The following is a 21316-nucleotide window of genomic DNA, read 5'->3' on the forward strand; positions in this document are numbered from 1 at the left end:
AGACAGTAGGAATGTACTTGAAAATATCATGGACACAGTATTTTGAAGGTATTGTATTTTAAACTTGATGACTTAATAGGTGATAATATGAAATTTGCTAAAACGATCGCAATGACTGCAATTACTAGCTCAGCACTAATCATGACTGGTTGTAACTCTTATAGTGGTATGAGCAACACCGCTAAAGGTGCTACTGCTGGCGCAGCAGCTGGTGCTCTTATTAGAAGCAAAGGCGACAGCAAAGATATCGCACGCGGCGCATTGGCTGGTGCAGCGATTGGCGGTGCTGGTGGTTATGTTCTTGACAACAACTAAATCTCTCTACGCTGATATTATTTGACAATTGATTGAGTAATATCAGATAAAAGATGATAAAAAAGCCTGCAATTCGTTGCAGGCTTTTTTATGTCTTAATTTTTACTATAAATCTATGCACTAGACTTATAATCAAAAACATCAGTATTAGAAATACATCGTTAGTCAAATACATGACTACTAATATGTATGGCCGTTAAAGTGCACCACTGAACGTATCGCAAGATTGTACATTACCGCTTTCTAGACCACGGGTGAACCATTCGACACGTTGTTGACTGGTACCATGAGTAAAGTTATCAGGCACTACTGCACCACCACTCGCTTTCGCTAGACGATCATCACCGATTTGACCAGCTGCATTCACCGCTTCATCAATATCACCAGCCTCTAAAAACTGTACACGCTCTTGATTGCGCTGTGCCCATACACCAGCAAAACAATCCGCTTGCAACTCTTGCAATACTGATAGCTTATTGGACTGTGCTTGGGTCACTTGCTGACGAGCTTCATTGACCTGTTGGCTAATGCCCAATAGCGTCTGAACATGATGACCTACCTCATGCGCTATCACATAGGCCTGTGCGAAATCGCCAGCCTTACCTTGGTTCTCTTCACCACCAGAGCCTTGCTGATCGCCTGAAATACCAAGATTCTGACGCATCTCTACGAAGAATGACGTATCCAAATAAACAGTCTGATCCCCTGGACAATAAAATGGACCTGTTGCAGAGCTAGCACTACCACATGCAGAGCTAACCTGACCATTAAACAAAATCAATGACGGTTCTTGATAAGTGCTACCAGCTTCGTTAAAGATTTGATGCCAGACTTCTTCTGTATCTGCTAGTACAACTTTCACAAACTGCGTGTCTCGGTCTGTGCTGGTTGCAAGCTCGGTAGATGACTCACTACCACCGCCTGTGACCGCTTGTCCTGTCTGTAATGCGGTCATTGGGTTTACCCCAAATACCAACCACAAAATACCTGCGATGATAATGCCACCAATACCACCGCCGATCATCTTACCGCCACCTGTGCTAGAGCGCACATTCGAGCTACCTCGTCTACCTTGCCATTTCATAACTCTATTCCTCAAATATAGATTGATTCATTATTTCTATTAACCACTATCTCTATTAACCACTACTTCTATTAATCTTTACTTATGTTATATGTTATTTGGCTGGTTAATCCACGCTATGACCTAGTCTACTATCCTAAAAGCAAGTAGAAACTTATAAAATTGCTAACTTAACTATGATTTATGTAATACAGGACGATAATCGGACTACTTAACTTCATTTTTACCCATAAAAATGGGATTGATATCGACAATTCGGGACAATAAATAAGAACTAAAAAAACGCTCAATCCTTCTGATGTCATTGATTATACGTCGATTAATTTGGCTTCTTGTATTAAAAAGTATATCGGATAGAGAAAGTAAAATATTATTTTAAATTTTATTGTTACTTAATTGTACAGGCTATTTCTATTTACTTAGAAAACCTATAGAATGCGTGGAAGCTGAGTAGCTGCGACTAAGACTAGTTGAATTCTGAAAAATCTCGGATTTCGACCTTTGTTGCTGCTACTGCTCATTTCATTTTTCCGGAGAAAACCATATGAAACTTAAATTACTTGCTCTAGCTGGTATCATGACTGCAACTATGGGCCTTACTGCCTGTGACAGCAACAAAGAAAACGCTGCTGAAGATTTATCTGACGCACAAGAAGAAGTGCAAGACGCTTCTGAAGAGCTAAACGAAGCTGCTGCTGAAGGCGAAGTAACTGCTGATGCTGACGCTGCTGTTGCTGAAGCTGAAGCTGACATCGCTGATGCTCAAGTTGCTACTGCTACTGACGAAATGGACGCTGAAGTTCCTGTAGACGGCGACACCACTAGCGTAGACGTAGCTAGCGAAACTGATACTGCTGCTGTTGAAGCTTCTGACGAAGTAGTAGTTGAAGAAGCTCAGTAATTTATTGTTCATACAATAGATAAACTGTAGTAAAAAAAGAGAGCTTACGCTCTCTTTTTTTATGCCTAAAATTTGTGTCATTTGAGATAACTGCTGAGATCAACTTTACGTTATCTTATGCAGACACCCATAAGCTAGAAAACAGCGATATGTAGATGTGTACTAGATATCTTATGAGTTTTATGTAAAAACCCATAAGACATCCATCTTATCACTATGCCAGCATAAATTAAGCCTCGAACAGACGCTCATCTACCTTTTGACGGAACTTCTGCCCCGTTTTAAAAGTTACTACTCTACGTGCAGATACTGCCACTGGTTCGCCCGTCTTTGGGTTACGGCCTGGACGGCTGTTTTTATCTTTAAGCTCAAAGTTGCCAAAGCCTGAAAGCTTGACCTCTTTGCCATCAATCAAACTCTCTGACAGCTCATCAAAAAAGTTCTCCACCAGACAGCGACCTTCTTGGCGTGTTAGGTTTAGGTGACTCATCAAATGCTCAATCATGTCAGATTTGGTTAAGGTGCTCACAGTACGACTCCTATGCTATGTCGTGATGTCGAATATCATGGTTTAGCGGTATGAGGGTTAAGGCTAGCTATTATAAAGGTTTTTTGACCATTTTTTAACAAAGTCTTTATTAAAATCCTTTATTAATAACCACTTAACTTATGCTATGAATAGCAATGCTCCGTAGCCTCATGGTAAAAAGACTACAGAGCATTGGGGATAATATTTACTAAATGTTAGCTGTCGCGCAGCTGTACAGAATGCTGGTCAGTTAGCGCTTGTACCACTTTATCTGTGGCAGTCTTGACGGCTTCATCAGACAGCGTTTGCGTACTGTCTTGCCATATCAGTGCAAATGCTAGCGAGCGCTGGCCTGCTGGTACTTTATCACCTTGATAGACATCAAATAACCAGAGATCAGTCAATAGATTACCTGCCGCAGTTCGCACGGTTGTCTCTAGCGTCTGCAAACTGATGTCACTGTCTACCAAGATAGCAATATCGCGGCGTACTTGCGGGAACTTGCTTGGTGTCGTGATAGCATGCTGCTCACGTGCAATCGTCAATAGCGGTGCCAGTGACAATTGAGCGACCCATGTAGTAGGCAGATCTAACTGCTTAGCAGTATTTGGGTGCAACTGACCCAACCAACCAACGTATATATCATCGATATATAACTTAGCGCTTTGTCCTGGATGCAGGAAGCTCAGCGTACTACGCTCATAGCGGATACGTGCGCTATCGATTTGCGCTGGTAATAGCTGCTCAATGTCATGCTTTAGGTCATAAAAATCTAAAGCACGGTTTTGATAAGCTTGCTCGCTCCATATATCACCAACTGCGACTAAAGCAATACTTGGCGTTTGTACTAAGTCACTAATGCTTTGTCCAACAAAGCTAAGACCTGTCTCAAAGAAACGTACACGTGGCTGCTGACGATTTAAGTTATATTGCACGCAAGGCAGTAGGCTCGATAGCAAGGTACGACGCATAACGGCTAGGTCACTAGAGATAGGGTTTGCCAGTGCCAACACCTCCCCTAGCGCTTCGTCATCAAGCAAGGCTTCTAGTTTTGCATCACTAAAGCTAAAGCTAATCGCTTCCATATAGCCGTTGTCGACCAATGCGAGCTTCATCTCATGGGTCAAATCCGCAGTATCATCATAATCCATACTGACTTGCAAATGTGGCAGGACGCTTGGAATATTGTCATAGCCATAGATACGAGCAATCTCTTCGATTAAGTCCTCGCGGATACTCATATCAAAACGATAAGATGGCGGCTTGCAAATCAGTGAATCGCTCTGCTGCTCTACGTCAAAACCCAACTGAGTCAAGATACGTACCATCTCAGTTGGTTCAATATCAATCCCAATGACATCACGAACTTTCGCGATTGGCAATGTAATCGGTGCGCGTGCTGGCAAATGCTCAAGGTTTTCGGCCGTGACTATTTGACCTGCTTCCCCGCCAGTAATACTGGTGATTAAATCACAAGCTCGTGCCAACGCTAATGCTGGCAATTCAAAGTCGACGCCGCGCTCAAAACGCTGAGATGCGTCGGTATGTAGTCCAAAACGACGTGCGCGTGCAGCAATAGCTAGCTGATTAAAGAAAGCACTTTCCACAACGATATTGGTCGTACTATCAGTGACACTGCTACGCTGACCACCCATGATACCAGCCAGTGCCAAGGCACCTTTATCATCAGCAATCACAAGCTCATCACCCGTCAAGGTAACGGTTTGCTCATTTAGCAAAGTAATGGTTTCATCAGGCTGTGCCAAACGTACAACGATATCACCTTCGATCGTGTCTGCGTCAAACGCATGTAACGGTTGACCCAACTCCATCAGTACATAGTTGGTCACATCGACCAAGAAGTTGTGTGAACGTAGGCCCGACTGTACTAGCGCATCTTGCATCCATTTCGGAGTATCGATGCTACGGTCAATATTGCGAATTGATTGCAAAAGATAGCGAGGACACGCTTCCTTTGCATCGACTGTCACAGCTGGTGTTGCGGCAGTGCCAGCAGTATTGGCCGAGATTTCTGGCATTTGTACAGGTAAGTCGTTGATGACAGATATTTCACGAGCGATACCACGTACGCTAAAGCAATCACCACGGTTTGGGGTGATTGAGATATCCAATATTTGATTATCTAAACCTAGATATTCACGAATATCTGTACCAACTGGTGCATCTTCAGGCAGCTCAAGCAAGCCATCTATATCATCGACTAAATCAATTTCAGAAGCGCCGCATAGCATGCCATTTGAGGCCACACCGCGTAGTTTGCTCTTTTTGATTTTAAACCCTTTCTTATCATCGCTTGGCAATACCGCACCAACGGTAGCAACCGGTGCTTTCATACCGACGGTCACGTTAGGCGCGCCGCAGACAATTTGTAATGGCTCAGCGTCACCGATATTTACCTGCGTGACACGTAATTTATCTGCATCAGGATGCTGCTCAACGCTGATGACTTCACCGACAACCACACCGCTAAAAGCACGGGCAACTGCATAGCGATCATCAATCTCAAGACCTGCCATAGTCAACTGTTCGGCTAACTGTTCGCTAGTATTTGTAGGGTTTACCCACTGACGTAGCCACTGTTCGCTAATTTTCATAAATATCTCGGATCAGAATTTTATAATAAAGATGTTGGAGTAAAGCTTGGCGAATTCATTTGCTATAGTCAATCCTATATAAATTAGATACAGCGTCAGGCTCGCTCAGTCTACGATTTGTAGCACTTTCACTCACTTTCCTTGGATCTAAATTATCTTGAACTGACTATATAGCTATAAAAAAAACTCTAGCCAAATTGCTTTAAGAAGCGCACGTCATTTTGGAAAAACAAGCGCAAGTCATCAATACCGTAATACAGCATCGCAAAGCGTTCGATACCCATACCAAAAGCAAAGCCAGTGTATTTGTCGCTATCGATACCGCAATTGGTCAATACTTGTGGATGTACCATGCCGCAGCCCATCACTTCAAGCCACTTACCGTTATCATCTAAAATATCCACTTCTGCAGACGGCTCAGTGAATGGGAAAAATGAAGGACGGAAACGTACGGTCAGCTCTTTGGCAAAAAACGCTTCTAGAAACTCACTGATTAAGCCTTTTAGCTCAGCAAAAGTACTCGACTCGGTGACCATGAGACCTTCTAGCTGATGGAACATCGGCGAATGAGTTTGGTCTGAGTCGTTACGATAAACACGGCCTGGGCAAATGATGCGAATCGGCGGCTCATTTTTTTCCATGGTACGAATCTGAACAGGACTAGTGTGCGTACGCAGTAGATAATGCGCATCGAAATAAAAGGTGTCATGCATCGCGCGCGCAGGATGATGCGACGGGATATTCAACGCTTCAAAATTATAGTAGTCGCTCTCGACTTCAGGGCCAGTTGCGACATTGAAGCCCGCTTGAATAAAGTACTGCTGCATACGCTGAGTAATCATGGTTACTGGATGCAGATGACCTTTTTGACCACCGCGAGCAGGCAAGGTAATATCAATGCTCTCGGCCTCCAACTTGGCATTGAGCGCTGCGACTTCTAGTTGCTGCTGCTGGTCTGTCAGTGCTTGCTGAATGCGACTACGCACTTGATGCAACCAGCCGCCATAAGTTTTTTTATCATCAGCATCGAGCTTGCCCATCTGCTTTGACCAGCCCGTTAACGGACTCTTTTTACCAGTCAATTGCACACGCAAATCTTGCAGTGTACGCGCATCAGTTACTTGTAGGATTAGAGCTTCAGCAGCACTCGCAAATTCGGTAAGCTGAGCTTCGTTAAGCTCATTAAGCTCTGAAGACAAGGTCGGTAGCGCCGACAAGTCGTTGGTGGCAGCAGGGTTAGTCATAAGACGCATTATTCCTGATTTGAACGGACTATTAATTGTAGGGATTTGACCAAATATTGCAAACCATTTATCCAGCTATGTTTATATAAAAGATTAATATAAAGGCTGGTTATAAGAATGGCTTGAATATTTAGACGATGATAAGCGTGTTTTTACTCAATAAAGTTCAATATAAAGCACGCTTAAAATAATTTAATATAAAAAAAGCCACCGACCAGCGGTAGCTTTTATTAATATCATACTATTAATCAATATTAGTCCTATCCATTTAGACAATTGCTTATAAATAATTATTTAAAAGCATCATACCTAAAGGACGGTTAATATTTAGGCCAATTCCGCTTTTGCTTTTTCGACCAATGCTGTGAAAGTCGCTGCATCATGCATAGCGATGTCTGCTAGAACGCGACGATCGATTGCGATGTTTGCTTTTTTCATGCCATTGATGAAGCGGCTATAGCTTAAGCCGTTTAAGCGTGCACCAGCATTGATACGTGCGATCCAAAGACGACGGAAAGTACGTTTCTTGTTGCGACGGTCACGATAAGCATATTGACCAGCTTTGGTCACTGCCTGTACCGCTACGCGGTAAACACGTGAACGGGCACCGTAGTAGCCTTTTGCGCGCTTTAAGATTTTTTTGTGACGGCGATTTGCCTGTACACCACGTTTTACACGGGCCATAATTTACTCCAAGATTTTTTAATCACTGTTAAGCGAGTGATGATGCCGTTAAATAACAAACATCATTGTCAGATTGCAAAGTCAAATATCATTTCATCAGATAGTTTTCAATCAAAGATAGATGACAGTAGGCTATTAAATGTATGGGCACATACGACGAACTGCTGCTTCGTCAGATTTATGTACCAACTTAAGACCACGCAATTGGCGAATACGCTTAGCTGATTTCTTGGTCAAAATATGGCTTTTGAATGCTTGCTTACGCTTGAAGCCATTCGCTGTTTTTTTGAAGCGTTTAGCTGCGCCGCTTCTGGTTTTCATCTTAACTTTCATGATGATTTGCCTCTTTTTCTGTTTTAGAACCTGGTCGTCAAATAGTCATGCTGAATAATCGTTATATAAATAACCACTAAACCTCTATTTGCCTCGAGGTGGGAGGCGCTATTTTAGCAGATAGTGCCTTGTTTTGCCAAGTAAAGTTTTGGCGAGGTTTTAGTAGACAATATAGACAAGTAATCAGCATCAGATAAGCGATAGCAGCTCTCTTAAAAGCCTTAATAAAACGGCTGATTTTTATCCAAATAGATTGAATGTCAGCCTAAGCTGTGCTTAAGTAGAGACTGAGCTATATATTCATATAAACATCATTAAAACCCGTTTATTCACCATACGTATTTAAGCTGGAATGCATAGCTATAACGATAACGATAACAATGCTGCTAACCTACGGCATGATAAATAGAATAATCTTTGGCCATCACTCTAGGAGATAGTGTGTCAAAACAAGAGTTAGTATTCGACGACGACTTGTTTGTTTTTGAGACAGTGATGCGTGTGCGTCATACGGAAGCCGACGCAGGACAGCATATGACGGTAGAATCTCTGACAGCGCTATTGTCCGAAGCACGGCTAAGATTTCTATACGCTAAAGGGGTCAAAGAAATCAACGCAGACCATCAAGGCTTGATTATTGATAAATTGCAGCTAGATATTGTGAGCCGTATCCGCGTACGAGAAGAGCTATTATTTGAAGTGGGTGTCGAGCCTATATATGATAATGGCGGTAATATAATCCTAAAAGTCGCGCGGATGCACACGGGCGAGATAGTAGCAAAAGCGCGCCAGCATTTTCTAGGTTACGACTTTAACCTCAATAAAGTGACTAAGCTTGATAACTCAATCAAAGAAGCGCTATATCCGCATTTATTTAGACTGTAGAATCGCTTGTTATAAATAGTATGCTGTCATTTAGCATAATTGCACTCTATGGCGCATTTAGTTGACATGATGTTGCTAGCTGTCAGCATATTGTAGAGCATTTCAGATAATCTCCCCGCTTTAATCATAAGTAGTATAATTGCTTATCACTCTTTTTCACTTTCTACCTATAAGACGACAAATACATTATGACTTTACCTGCTTGGCTGACTGCCGTAACTTTTAATGATGATGGTTTGATTCCTGCAATTGCTCAAGATCATCAAACAGGTCGTATTTTGATGATGGCGTGGATGAATGCAGAAGCATTACAGCTCACTGCACAAACACAAACAGCGGTTTATTTTTCACGCTCGCGTGCCAAGCTGTGGCATAAAGGTGAGTCATCAGGTCATACGCAAACTGTGCATGATATTCGTCTAGACTGTGATGCAGATGTGATTGTGCTTAGCGTCACTCAGGCTGGTGGCATTGCTTGCCATACAGGACGTGAGTCTTGCTTTTATCAGCGGTTGGATTTATCAGGTCAAACGCCTGAATGGCAGACCGTCGATAAAGTATTAAAAGACCCTGCGGATATTTATCATTCTCATGAATCTACTAGCGACACTCATGAAACTGAAAACACTGGCGCGAATACTGACTCTGATACTATCCAAGCACAATCTAATATTGCTCAAGCACAAGTCGATAAAGCCTCTGTATTGCAGCAGCTTGATAACGTATTAGCAGAGCGCAAACAAGCCGATGCCGACAGCTCTTATGTCGCCAGTCTGTACGCCAAAGGATTAAATAAGATATTAGAAAAAGTTGGTGAAGAGAGCACAGAGAGTATCATCGCTGCCAAAGATTTTGCTAACTGTGATGAGGTTGCAGACAAAGCAAGCTATGATGAGGCGCGTCATGAGCTGATCTATGAAGTCGCCGATGTCTGGTTCCATACCTTGGTTGGGCTGGCATGGTTTGATATAGAGTCGGATGCCGTGTTAAACGAGCTAGGCAGACGTTTTGGGTTATCCGGTATCGATGAAAAAGCCGCTAGATAAGCCTAAATAAAAAATAAACGTCTATTTTATTTGATTATTGTTGCTTTCACCTATTTGTAATAAGTGCAGGTTATAATATAGCTCTGTTTTATCTCGCATTATATGTCGATGCTTTCTGTTTGCTAGATAGACCTTTTTGCAAACTAAAAGCAGGCGTATAAAGACTGAAAACCAAGTCACAAAACCAAGTCACAAGGATACCATTATGGGTAGTTTTTCTATTACACATTGGCTGATACTATTGGTCGTTGTCGTTGTCGTGTTTGGCACCTCAAAACTCAGAAATGCTGGTAAAGATTTGGGCGGTGCTGTTAAAGGCTTTAAAGAAGCTGTCAAAGATGAAAATACAGAGCATGCCAAAAAACACGCGGTTCTTGACCACGATACAACGGCACACACTGAAGAGCGCTCAACCACCAAGGTTGATGATAAGCATAACGTATAGCATCTAAACAGTGACATCGGACCATTATGTTTGATATCGGGTTTTCTGAACTACTCCTCTTTGGCGTTATCGCCCTAATCGTACTGGGCCCAGAAAAACTGCCGCAGGCAGCGCGCACGGCTGGGCAATGGTATGCCAAAATTCGCCGCACAGTCTCAACATTGCAGTCTGAAATAGAGGCTGAGCTTGACTTGGCTGAGACACGTCAGCAAATGCAAAAAGAGCTTGCCAAAATTCGCCAGACCGAAGCTGAAATGAGGCGAGAGATGGCTGAAATGCGCGGCAATATGAAAGCTTTTGAAAGCTCACATAGTCCTGCTTCGATAGCTTCTGAAACCGCTACGAATGCTGAAAATAGCAGAGGCGACGAAGCTCATGAAAATAACCGTACACAAAAGCAGCAACCAGCCACGCCAAAAGCATTCGACTATGCTTATGCCACTGAAGAGCAGCCAGATACATTAGAAAATGGCCGATTATCGAAGCGCGGTCACAGCGGTGACGATATAAATGATGCAAATGTGGGCGATAACGCCAAGGCAGCGCCAGTTGTTCAGACCATCACTACCCGTCCATGGGAAAACATGTGGTTTCGACTTGGCGCTTATGATAAAGCACGTCGGCTCCCAATGCCGCCATATGTGCCAAACTATAAAGCGGATGCCCTACTCAACAGTCCTGCCAACATGCAGACTTCTGACCATAAGCAGGAGACTGATTGATGTCATTATTCAAGCGCAAAAAAAGTCGTCAAGAGAAAATCGCTGTTTCTGCCATTACTGATCAAGATGTTATTGATCAAGAAGCTATTGATCAAGATACCTTTAATAAAGATACCCTTAATCAAGGTGCTGCAGCAACGACCAATACCACTCAAGATAAAAAATCAGAGGATGTGTTAAGCCCTTTGGCTGATATGCCTATTACCGAGCATTTGATTGAGCTGCGTCGGCATTTGATCAAAATATGTGTGGCGGTACTGATAATATTTTTAGGCTTGGTCGGTTATTCGCGCGAGCTATATAACTTGTTGTCTGACCCATTGGTGGCACAGTTACCCGCCAACTCGACCATGATTGCCACTGATATCACGTCAAACTTTATGGCGCCAATACGTCTGACCGTATTCGTAGCCGCGTTTTTGGCGATGCCCTACATTCTTTATCAAATTTGGTCATTTGTAGCACCCGGCCTGTATAAAAAAGAAAAGAAAATCGCTATTCCAGTACTGCTATCTTCTATATTTTTATTTTATGCTGGTGTGGCTTTTTCTTACTTTATTGTGCTCAAAGGGGTCTTAAAGTTCTTTATCATGTTTGCCCCGCAAAACGTACTACCCATGACGGATATCGACAGCTATCTCAGTTTTGCCTTAAAATTATTTATGGTATTTGGCTTAACGTTTGAGATTCCAGTCGTCACTTTGCTATTGATATTGGCAGGTATTGTCTCCATTCAGAGCTTAGAAGAAAAACGTCGTTATATCATTGTGGGCTGTTTTGCTGTGGCTGCCGTTGTCACGCCGCCAGATGGCGTATCGATGCTCATGCTAGCGATTCCGATGTGGTTGTTGTTTGAGCTTGGTTTGTTTTTGGCGAAGATTTTAATCAAAGAAGAGCCCAGTCCTACTCTCGTGTCGACAGACAAAGAATAAAACACTTATCAGTCTAATCCAGACTAAAATAAAGTTATTGATTACATATAGCTATGCGTTAAACTACCATTACACCGTTTTATTCTTGCCTCATTAGTAAGCTGATTGCTTATTATCACGTTTTAGCATCACCATCATCTATAAGCCATTGTTTACCCAGTGGCTTTTTTTGCCCCTTTTATTTTTAATCAATTTTTGTATTTAGGTAGCTTTATTATGTCCGCATCTATGCCAGCTTATATGAGCGATCCCACTGACGAGCAGCTGAGCGCGCTGAATATGGCGATGGATCACAAGTCGTTTAAAGTGGTCGCTTATGCGGGCGCCGGTAAGACAACGACGCTCAAGCTAATCGGTGAGCGCTTACGTGGCCGCGGACTGTATCTGGCTTTTAACAAAGCGATTGCCAATGATGCTCGTTCAAAGTTTCCGCCGCATGTAGAGTGTCGTACTTTTCACTCATTAGCTTATCGTCATGTTGCTCGTGATATTACCGCCAAGCTATCTTTGCCACGATTTTCACCTAAGCGCCTCGGTGATGATTTGGGACTACAGCCTGTGCAAGTACGTCGACAAATGGATGGGATTAATAAATATATTACGCTGACGCCAGCACGACTATCGCGTTTCGTCAGCGATGCAGTAAGTAATTTTTGTAGCACGCATGCCAGCTACCCTGCGCCAAGGCACATACTGTTCCCAAGCTGGCTCGATGGCTCAGATGCAGAACAGTTACGCGAGATGCTCTACCCTGCTGTTGAGCAGCGCTGGTTACAGTCGATTGATGCGCGTCACCCTGCTGGTATTGGCCATGATATTTATCTCAAGCTGTGGGCCTTATCTAAACCTAGTATTCCAGCGGACTTTATTTTATTTGACGAAGCACAGGATGCTGACCCATTGATGATGGGTATCTTGACCCAGCAGTCGAGACAAGTCATCTATGTGGGCGATGCGCATCAGCAGATTTATGAGTGGCGCGGCGCGGTCAATGCGATGAAAAAGCTGCCATTACCGCAGACATTATTGACGCAGTCTTTTCGCTTTGGTGAGCCGATTGCAGAAGTGGCCAATACCTTATTAAAAGCACTACAAGAGGACGTACCGCTAAAAGGCAATCCAAATAAACAGTCTTCTACCGATAAGGGCATGGTACATAGCAAAAAAGATGCTATTTTGTGCCGTACTAATGCTGCTGCCATGTCGCAGCTGTTGACAGGATTAAAGCACGGGCATCGCGTGGCGCTACAAGCGGATACCGACCGTATGCTCAAATTCTGTCAGGCAGCCGAAAACTTAAAAAACGGTAAATCGGCTTACGGTGTACCTGAGCTGGCTTATTTTTATAACTGGGGTGATGTGCAAGAGTACGCCGAAACCAATGAGGGTAGCGATCTCAAAACACTGGTCAAACTGGTCGATGACCACGGTACCAATGTCTTGAGTCAAGCGGTCAATAGTCTGACCAGCATTGAAAACGCTGACTATGTCATCTCCACCGCTCATAAAGCCAAAGGGCTAGAATGGGGCAAAGTACAACTAGATGATGATTTTTACTACGATGTGACCACCAATGCGATCAAGATTAGTCCAGAAGAGCTGCGTTTGCTCTATGTCGCCTGTACTCGCGCGCAAAGTAATCTAGATATTCATAATATTAAAGACTTGATATCGGGATTACAGACAGGCAAAAAAGTGATTTTTGGCAATACTTAATTACCCTAAACCTCTGTCAGCCTCAAGTTTTATTCAATCTCTCTTATAACGACCCTTTAGCAGTGAATCACTAGCATGAATAATAGCCAGCAACTTCAAACGCGTCAAAATACTATTAATCAGTTATTTGCAGCTCCCGTGCGTTTGCTCGCGCCTATGGAAGGCTTAACCGATCCATTAATGCGCCAAATCTTAACCCAAATTGCGTCTGACTTGGGTCGTCCTTATGATTGGTCAGTCAGTGAGTTTATTCGCATCACTCAGCATGTCTTACCTGCGCACGTGTTTTATAAATATGTGCCTGAGCTACATCATGATGCCAAAACGGCTTCTGGTACGCCCATTCATGTACAGATTTTGGGTAGCGAAGCGCAGCTGATGGCAGAAAATGCTGCGTACGCTTGTGAGCTTGGCGCGCCTGCTATCGATATCAACTTTGGCTGTCCTGCAAAAACGGTCAACAGCCATCGCGGGGGTTCTGTATTGTTAGATGAACCTGAAACCATGTATCAGATTATCAGTGCCGTACGCCAAGCCGTTCCCGCTCATATACCGGTATCAGCTAAGATTCGCTTGGGCTACACCGATACCAGTCGAATGGATGATATCCGAGGCGCAATTAACGACAGTGGTGCCGACTGGCTGACCATTCATGCACGAACTAAGACCCAAGGCTATAAGCCACCTGCCTATTGGGACAAAATTCAAAGTTTTAATGCGCTCGATATTCCAGTCATTGCCAATGGAGAAATTTGGAACTTTGAGCATGCGCAAAATTGTATGACACAAGCAGGTACACCGCATTTGATGTTAGGTCGCGGCGCAGTAACACGTCCTGATTTAGTGGCACAGGTTGATAATGATACTGAAAACAGTACTGATAGCGTAGAGAATACGGCTACACTGTTATGGCAAGATTTGATTGCCCATCAGATTAAGTTTTTGGAAGGTGAAGCAAAGAATGATGTGGTGTTAGTCGGCCGCTATAAGCAATGGCTAGGTATGCTTACCAAAGGCTATGTTGAGGCGCAAACAGTGTGGGAAGGTATCAAACGAGAAAAAAACAAAGCGGTGATTATTAGCGCCCTACAAGCAAGCATACAGGATTAATCACCTGCTTGTATTTGAGCGTTTTGGCAGTTACGGATATTTTTACTAGGGTGTGTCCTCATTTCAAAAATGGAGATAAAAATGAGATAAATTGCCGTCAAACGAGAAAAATAGCGTAGATAATATCGAGATACTAGCAAGCGATTTGACGCTGTTTGGCAAAATTTAGCCATTTTCAATCCGTTTAGATAACTGTCGTTTGAATTGAGGACATGCCCTAGACGCTGACTCGTATCGCTAAATAAAATAGCATTAGACAACATGCCATTGATAGTACCCAGAGGATAGAGCGGAACATTGCCAAATTAGTAATATACGCCACACAAAAACCAATTCGTATCATCACATAGAGCCAAGCCAATACGTTGATAATCGACTGCGGTACAAAGAACAGCATAGCTACCAATACTGCTGCCAAGAATACTGGCAAGGTTTCATAACTGTTTTGCTGTGCTGCATTAGCACGTGCTGCCATGCCTGTCGCATTTTGAAAAAATTCGCGAGGATGTGCATTATTTCTGATTCTAAAGCCACCAGATACTTTTGCAACGATTGACACCGCCCATGGCAGTAGGCTTGCTACCACCATGGCCAAAATGGCAGACGCCACTTTGTCAGTTACCAACTCAAAAAATGCACTTATCATTATATAAGTCCCTAGCCTGCAACCACTTCGAAATCATGGGTGATATTGACCCCACCTGCTACTAACATACGGCTGGCAGAACAGTATTTTTCTGCTGATAATTGGATGGCTTTTTCGACTTGTTTTTCTTTGACATCTTGACCAGTGACAACGAAATGCATATGAATATCGGTATAGACCGCTGGTACGGTTTCAGCGCGCTGGGCGGTTAGCTCACAACGTACATCCGTCACTGCTTGGCGTGATTTCTGCAAAATCTCTACGACATCATAACTGGCGCAACCACCTAGTCCTAACAAAATCAGCTCCATCGGGCTTGAGCCTTTTTCTTTATCAGCATCAATTTGTACATTATGTCCTGATGGTGACACACCCATAAAGGCTTTGTTCTCTTGCCATATGACGCTTGCTTTTGATTCTGACATTGTAGATGTTCCTTATTTTAAATGGCGTATTGCCTATTATTATTGTGTGAATGATATATTGCCCAGCTAGTGTAGCATAAGCCAAAGCAAGATTTTATAGGCTCATTGTTTTGCTGCTAGCTCACCAAGTGAAATCTATACTTTTATCACTTTATACATATCGAAATAGTGGAGTTCGATAGTTTACTGAATAATCGTATGTCCATACGGCTATTACTACTCTTCAACACTTGTCTAAAAATACTGTATAAAAACCCACAAAAGTCTGCTTATAAATAGTTGATTTTAAAAGGTAAAACTCGTGAAACATTTTATAGCAAAATACTGTTACACATTTTGCTTGTTTCTTGGTTTAATAACGGTAATGAATCTTGTTTTGAGCGAATATCGATAGTAATCACCTTATAATAATTACGATTGCTGTCACGGTTTCAAGTCAAAACAAGCTATTTTTAAACAAATTAAAAGGTTTAGTCATGATAGATGCAGACGGCTTTCGCGCCAACGTCGGCATCATCTTGGCAAATACACAAGGGCAGGTTCTGTGGGCAAAACGTATTGGTCACAACGCTTGGCAATTTCCGCAGGGTGGTATCGACCGCGGGGAGACGCCGATGGATGCAATGTATCGCGAGCTCTGGGAAGAGGTCGGCTTACATCCGCGTCACGTAGACTTATTGGCAGTCACGCAAGACTGGTTGCGCTATCGTTTGCCAAAACGTTATGTACGTCATGGTCAGCATCCCTTATGTATTGGGCAAAAACAAAAATGGTTTTTGCTACGCTTAGATGAGCCAAATACTCAACATATCCGCTTTGATGAAGGGAAACCTGAATTTGACCATTGGCAATGGGTCAGCTACTGGTATCCACTCGGACAAGTGATTCACTTTAAACGAGGCGTTTATCGTCGTGCCTTGCAAGAATTGGTACGCGAACTCCCGCTAAAGCAAGAGCTGATCATTCCTGAGCAAAATAATCACCTGCTGATGTAATGAGTCACTCAATAGTACAATGCAAAACACCCACGATAGTAGCTAGAATGTTAGCAATTACCGTGGGTGTTTTTTTATTATCTACTAACAGTCACTTTGAATGACTGTCAAATTCTCGGTTAATAATATTAGCTGTATAGTTTGCACCCTTAAGTTTCTCTTTGCGCAACGTTAAGATGCTTTGAGTGCGGGTACCATACGTAGGTTTGCTAGTTTCAGTATCGCCAAAAGCGACCGGTTCAATATAAACAGACGACAGCATCTGCTCTACCTCAATTGCCACGCCAGTAACAGGCAGTTTATCTTCTGGTGCTTTGGTACTATCTGACAAGACATTAAAAGCCGCCTCTTGCCAGTACGCAGGTGAGCTATCCTCCGCAATCAAGGGCAGCACCTCTTGACGTAGTCGTCCGCGCAAACGCTCTGTCTTAAACCAACTATCCTCTGGCTGACCGTTAGAAAACACATGCAATCCTGCATACAATGGCGTTGGCGCATGACCGCGATTATTGACGATCACAGCTTGCGCAGCGTCACCAATGATCAGATTAAAACCCCCATAACCTTGCAAATCAATCTGCCTTGCAAAATCCATTGGACTTAGAGTCCCTGTTAAAAACTCAGTGACCAGTGCACCACGTGAGCGCTCATTACTGCTTGCCTGCACCCCATCACGAAAGTTCAACACCGCAGCCCAACGACCATTTTGTTCATAATACTCTGGACTCTGCGCTGGCGAGGCTTGCTGATGAATGCCTAACCACGTGCCACCGCTTTGCTTATCGCGTCCAGCATAAATAGGTTGGTCAGACCACTGGTGAAGCGGCTCAGTTGGGCGCTGCAAAAACTCATCACGATTAGACAATAGTACCAGCGGTAGCTCATCAAATAATTGCCAAGCAATAGCGACAATACACATAGCTTTCCTTTTATAATAATTTTCGTTATGCGGGTAATTCTTAATAGAGGCAAAGATATTATTTCAGACTTTACTTATTAATAAGGTAGCACTTACAGGCAGTGCTCATTAATTGCCAGTTAACAATTTATTGGCAGGATAACTAATTTGGGAGGTTGAACGTATTACTTGTGATTGCTTACTTGGTAAGTCAAATTCCCACGCTACCATGCCTTGATTGTCATTCCAATCTCGCTCAGTTACAGGCGGCGTATGCGTCACCGCAACCTTTAAACTATCGTCACGACTGATAGGCTCACTGCCCAGTACTTGCAAACGTACGCTACGATTGTGCTGATTGGTAAATTGATAAGCCTTGGTGGTCGTCAGTGTTTGCATACGGTTTAGCACGCCTTTCTCACCTTGCTTATCTTCATTGGTCAGCTCTTTTACGAGCATATTTGAATCACGACCAAATCCAATCCCCTGCTCTTTTAGCACTTGATAATTATAACGCGACTGACCTACATAGTTGTCATCACGGTACAACTGTAGCGAACCATCGACCCAGTCCGGCGTCAAAAACGGCGCTGACGCATACCAGTAGGCAGCAGTCTCAACACTTGGCGTACTGCGAATCCAGAGCTTACTATTACCTGCCTGCTCCCCAATCACTGTTCGTACGCGTCTCCCGTCACTCGGAATACTGACCAACTGCGGTAAACGATACTCGATGATGCCATTCTTGTTTTGGCTACTGACCGTAAAATTAGGTAGCGGTGCCATAGCTGCCTCTGCTCCTTTGTTATAAGCAGGCTCTTCCATCATAACAGGGGACGCATCCATCATAGGTAGCTCACGTCTTACTCGAGCATCTTCGCTCTCTTCATACAATGATAGACGCTGCACATACGGCAGTTGCCCCGTCGTACTTTGATTAGGGTTCACGGTGCTGAGTGTCAGTGGTACATTTGTCCAGTTCTCGCCAGTTTGCTGAGCAATAATCGCAGAAGCTGTAATACTCAATTGATCACTATTTGTGTTTAGACGAGCTTGATACGTAGGCTCCCAACCTGCACCTTGCACTTGATAATGCAACTTAACGCTACTTGGCGAGCGGCTTGCCGTACGTACACTCACCTGTGTCACCTTGTTAAAGGTCGATGTCGCGCTGCCTGCCATCAGTTGATTCAGTGCGTCTTGGGCACGCGCTTGTCGCTGTTGAATCTCTAAAATCCTTTGGTTAATACTGGTCGCTTGATTTTCTATATCGCGGGCATTATTGGCAATCGTACTATCTGTATTGACTTGCGTGGCTTTGGTCAAATTCTGCAAGTAAGCCTTTGCTAACCGTGCCGCTTCTAATTCAGCATTGATATTGGCTAGGGTATTTTGCTGCGTCTGTACCTTGGCGTCACCTTGATACTGACATTGGGCTGCCTGCTCACCTGTCAGCTCTTCGATACTGACTTCCCCAACGTTGACACTACCTGTCGCCTGTACGCTTAGACTTTCTTTATCCATATAAGGTGACAGGCACGAAAACACCACCGTTTGCTCACCGCTACCTGTGATTGGCAATGCGCGCGTCACGCTCGCTAGTCCCTGATAAATGATCACTTGCTCGATGCTACTGGTGGCCGCTTGCGCCGAAGACAATCCCAAAATGGCACTACTACTAAGTACAAATGGCAAGATAGCAAATCTAGTCATTTGATTAAGCGGCGGTAATACGCTGCCATGGCCTGTTGAGACAGGCGAATCCGTTAATTGTGCGTTCATACATCATTCCTTAGCAATAAAATCCATCATGGCAGCCACGCATTGGCTCAACGCGCAAAATAGTAACTATCTTAGAGATATTACCGTAGCCGTTTTACAGGTCTTTGGCAATAAATGCTTATGGTAGACAGCATTTTTAGTAAACAGCGCCTTTAGCGATAAATCTCTTCATATGATAGCTCTTCAATTTTAAAAATTTGGTTTTGATATTGCACCATTTTTTTGTTCATTTCCCCTTTATGGTGCAATTTATTAACCATCCTGCACTAAATTAATGAATATATTAATCAGAACTTAATTATTGCTCAATTATTACTCGATTATTGGCTTTTTTAACTTGGCACGGAACTTGAACTCTTAATAAGTGTTCAGGAACATTATTTTACCTTTTGTATTTATTAGGAGATGTCCATGTTTTCGTTACCAATTTTAGCCAATACTCAAGTAGTAGACCCTCAATCACACGAAAAAATCAAATCACGTTTTTCGTTACTAGCGGTGGCCGTCGTTGGCAGCTTAAGTCTTATTGGTTGTCAAAAACCTGCCGAAACTGCAGCATCAACAGAGACCACAACTGAAACTAGCACAGAAAAGACCACCGAGCCTACTGCTGATGGCGACACTATCAAAGTCGGCATACTACATTCGCTGTCTGGCACCATGGCCATCTCTGAAACCTCTCTAAAAGATACCGCGTTGATGACGATTGATGAAATCAATGCCAATGGCGGTGTGCTCGGTAAGCAACTCGAACCAGTCGTCGTCGACCCTGCTTCTGATTGGCCATTATTCGCTGAAAAAGCCCGTCAACTAATCACTCAAGACAAAGTAGATGTCATCTTTGGCGGTTGGACATCGGTGTCACGCAAATCCGTATTGCCTGTAGTTGAAGAGTTGAACGGGTTGATGTTCTATCCAGTACAGTACGAAGGACAAGAGCAGTCAGAAAACATCTTTTATACTGGTGCGGCACCAAATCAGCAAGCCATTCCAGCGGTAGAGTACTTGATGAGTGAAGAAGGCGGCGGTGCAGAGCGCTTTGTGTTGTTAGGTACTGATTACGTTTATCCACGCACCACCAACCAGATTTTAAAGGCATTTTTGAAATCAAAAGGCGTGGCTGATGCAGACATCATGGAAGAGTACACGCCATTTGGTTTCAGCAATTATCAAACCATCGTATCTAACGTTAAAAAGTTCTCAACGGGCAAAAAGACAGCGGTTATCTCGACCATCAATGGCGATTCAAACGTTCCGTTCTATCGTGAACTAGCGAACCAAGGTATCAAAGCGTCAGACATTCCAGTCATGGCATTCTCTGTCGGTGAAGAAGAGCTACGCGGTATCGATACCAGTCTGCTACAAGGGCATTTGGCGGCGTGGAACTACTTTATGTCGATCAAAAACCCAACCAACAGTGCCTTCACCAAACGCTATAAGCAGTATGCATTGGACCAAAAACTACCAAATGCTGAAAAAGTCGTGACCAATGATCCAATGGAAGCGACTTATGTCGGTATCAACATGTGGAAGCAAGCTGTCGAAAAAGCCGGTACGACTGATGTCGATAAAGTACGTATTAGCATGGCGGGACAAACGTTCGACGCACCTTCTGGCTACACGCTAAAAATGGATGAAGAAAACCATCACCTATGGAAGCCTGTCATGATTGGTCAAATTCGTGCCGACGGACAGTTTGATACGATTTTCAAAACGCCTGAGGTCATCCAAGCACAGCCATGGAGCGAGTACATTCCTAAATAGGCTACTCCCTAAATAAGTCAGTACTGAAAAGCACATTGATAGTAACTGAATAGTAGGCGGATGGATAAACGACACTGATAACAATCCTAACGCCTACTTTTCACATTTATTTTTAACACTTATTCTTAACTTTTAAATCACACCAAACCTTATCAACTCTTCTATCGCTTGACCCGTTAAGCAGTAGTGGCTAAGGGTTTGTTGTCTGTGAAAAACAGGGAGCCGCACATGCAGCACCATACTTT

21 protein-coding genes are annotated in these 21316 nt (G+C 43.4%); 11 read left to right on the forward strand and 10 right to left on the reverse strand.

All coding sequences use genetic code 11. The annotated features are described in order from the left end of the window. The first annotated feature begins 87 nt into the window (after positions 1-87). Positions 88-315 carry a hypothetical protein gene (locus tag JMY00_RS10125; RefSeq protein ID WP_101204904.1) on the forward strand — a complete coding sequence of 76 codons (228 nt, stop codon included), beginning with the start codon at positions 88-90 and terminating at the stop codon, positions 313-315. Between the two features lie 196 nt (positions 316-511). On the opposite strand, the gene JMY00_RS10130 is transcribed toward JMY00_RS10125, so the two are convergent. Continuing rightward, a complete protein-coding gene (locus tag JMY00_RS10130) occupies positions 512-1399 on the reverse strand; it encodes a neutral zinc metallopeptidase (protein WP_201580081.1) in 888 nt (295 codons plus the stop codon). Between the two features lie 544 nt (positions 1400-1943). Here JMY00_RS10130 and JMY00_RS10135 point away from each other — a divergent pair. After that, entirely contained in the window at positions 1944-2300 is a 357-nt protein-coding gene (locus JMY00_RS10135; RefSeq protein WP_201580082.1) for a hypothetical protein, read from the forward strand. A gap of 229 nt (positions 2301-2529) precedes the next feature. Here the strand turns inward: JMY00_RS10135 and JMY00_RS10140 are convergent, their stop codons facing one another. The 5 genes from JMY00_RS10140 to rpmI form a co-directional block, all read right to left on the reverse strand. Next, positions 2530-2829 (reverse strand): integration host factor subunit alpha, encoded by a 300-nt coding sequence (locus JMY00_RS10140; protein ID WP_194364982.1) that lies wholly within the window; start codon positions 2827-2829, stop codon positions 2530-2532. Between the two features lie 215 nt (positions 2830-3044). Then, positions 3045-5444, reverse strand: a complete 2400-nt coding sequence (gene pheT / locus JMY00_RS10145; protein ID WP_201580083.1) for a phenylalanine--tRNA ligase subunit beta — start codon at positions 5442-5444, stop codon at positions 3045-3047. A 188-nt stretch (positions 5445-5632) separates the two neighbouring features. After that, entirely contained in the window at positions 5633-6688 is a 1056-nt protein-coding gene (pheS, locus tag JMY00_RS10150) for a phenylalanine--tRNA ligase subunit alpha (protein WP_101204929.1), read from the reverse strand. A gap of 327 nt (positions 6689-7015) precedes the next feature. Continuing rightward, positions 7016-7372, reverse strand: coding sequence for a 50S ribosomal protein L20 (gene rplT / locus JMY00_RS10155; protein WP_011281252.1), 357 nt, complete (start codon positions 7370-7372; stop codon positions 7016-7018). A gap of 135 nt (positions 7373-7507) precedes the next feature. Continuing rightward, positions 7508-7705, reverse strand: coding sequence for a 50S ribosomal protein L35 (gene rpmI, locus JMY00_RS10160; protein WP_057761939.1), 198 nt, complete (start codon positions 7703-7705; stop codon positions 7508-7510). 441 nt (positions 7706-8146) lie between these two features. Between rpmI and JMY00_RS10165 the strand changes: the two genes are divergently transcribed. The 7 genes from JMY00_RS10165 (at position 8147) to JMY00_RS10195 (ending at position 14561) form a co-directional block, all read left to right on the forward strand. Next, positions 8147-8590, forward strand: a complete 444-nt coding sequence (locus JMY00_RS10165; protein WP_201580084.1) for a thioesterase family protein — start codon at positions 8147-8149, stop codon at positions 8588-8590. Between the two features lie 188 nt (positions 8591-8778). Beyond that, the gene (gene hisIE, locus JMY00_RS10170) at positions 8779-9636 is read left to right on the forward strand and encodes a bifunctional phosphoribosyl-AMP cyclohydrolase/phosphoribosyl-ATP diphosphatase HisIE (RefSeq protein ID WP_201580085.1); all 858 of its coding nucleotides are present in this window, start codon (positions 8779-8781) and stop codon (positions 9634-9636) included. 205 nt (positions 9637-9841) lie between these two features. Beyond that, a complete protein-coding gene (gene tatA, locus JMY00_RS10175; protein WP_102093892.1) occupies positions 9842-10081 on the forward strand; it encodes a Sec-independent protein translocase subunit TatA in 240 nt (79 codons plus the stop codon). Between the two features lie 26 nt (positions 10082-10107). Then, entirely contained in the window at positions 10108-10803 is a 696-nt protein-coding gene (gene tatB, locus JMY00_RS10180) for a Sec-independent protein translocase protein TatB (RefSeq protein WP_201580086.1), read from the forward strand. Then, positions 10803-11735 (forward strand): twin-arginine translocase subunit TatC, encoded by a 933-nt coding sequence (tatC, locus tag JMY00_RS10185; RefSeq protein WP_201580087.1) that lies wholly within the window; start codon positions 10803-10805, stop codon positions 11733-11735. Before tatB ends, tatC begins: the two co-directional genes overlap by 1 nt. Positions 11736-11951: 216 nt before the next feature. Continuing rightward, the gene (locus JMY00_RS10190) at positions 11952-13451 is read left to right on the forward strand and encodes a UvrD-helicase domain-containing protein (protein WP_201580088.1); all 1500 of its coding nucleotides are present in this window, start codon (positions 11952-11954) and stop codon (positions 13449-13451) included. A 75-nt stretch (positions 13452-13526) separates the two neighbouring features. Continuing rightward, entirely contained in the window at positions 13527-14561 is a 1035-nt protein-coding gene (locus JMY00_RS10195; RefSeq protein ID WP_201580089.1) for a tRNA-dihydrouridine synthase, read from the forward strand. 217 nt (positions 14562-14778) lie between these two features. On the opposite strand, the gene JMY00_RS10200 is transcribed toward JMY00_RS10195, so the two are convergent. Both JMY00_RS10200 and JMY00_RS10205 read right to left on the reverse strand, forming a co-directional pair. After that, the gene (locus tag JMY00_RS10200; protein WP_057762664.1) at positions 14779-15204 is read right to left on the reverse strand and encodes an MAPEG family protein; all 426 of its coding nucleotides are present in this window, start codon (positions 15202-15204) and stop codon (positions 14779-14781) included. A gap of 14 nt (positions 15205-15218) precedes the next feature. Next, positions 15219-15632: an OsmC family protein gene (locus JMY00_RS10205; protein WP_102093887.1), complete on the reverse strand. Its 414-nt coding sequence runs from the start codon at positions 15630-15632 to the stop codon at positions 15219-15221. A 476-nt stretch (positions 15633-16108) separates the two neighbouring features. On the opposite strand from JMY00_RS10205, the gene JMY00_RS10210 reads away from it, so the two are divergent. Then, on the forward strand, positions 16109-16627 hold the full coding sequence (locus JMY00_RS10210) for an RNA pyrophosphohydrolase (RefSeq protein ID WP_057761956.1): 519 nt from the start codon (positions 16109-16111) through the stop codon (positions 16625-16627). A gap of 91 nt (positions 16628-16718) precedes the next feature. On the opposite strand, the gene JMY00_RS10215 is transcribed toward JMY00_RS10210, so the two are convergent. Next, positions 16719-17546: an NRDE family protein gene (locus JMY00_RS10215; RefSeq protein ID WP_201580090.1), complete on the reverse strand. Its 828-nt coding sequence runs from the start codon at positions 17544-17546 to the stop codon at positions 16719-16721. Between the two features lie 108 nt (positions 17547-17654). Then, a complete protein-coding gene (locus JMY00_RS10220; protein WP_201580091.1) occupies positions 17655-19307 on the reverse strand; it encodes a DUF4139 domain-containing protein in 1653 nt (550 codons plus the stop codon). A 411-nt stretch (positions 19308-19718) separates the two neighbouring features. On the opposite strand from JMY00_RS10220, the gene urtA reads away from it, so the two are divergent. Further along, complete coding sequence (gene urtA / locus JMY00_RS10225; protein WP_201580092.1) at positions 19719-21071, forward strand: urea ABC transporter substrate-binding protein; 1353 nt, start codon at positions 19719-19721, stop codon at positions 21069-21071. The last annotated feature ends 245 nt before the right edge of the window (positions 21072-21316 follow it).

Source organism: Psychrobacter sp. Pi2-52 (assembly GCF_904846705.1).
Classification (GTDB): Bacteria; Pseudomonadota; Gammaproteobacteria; order Pseudomonadales; family Moraxellaceae; genus Psychrobacter.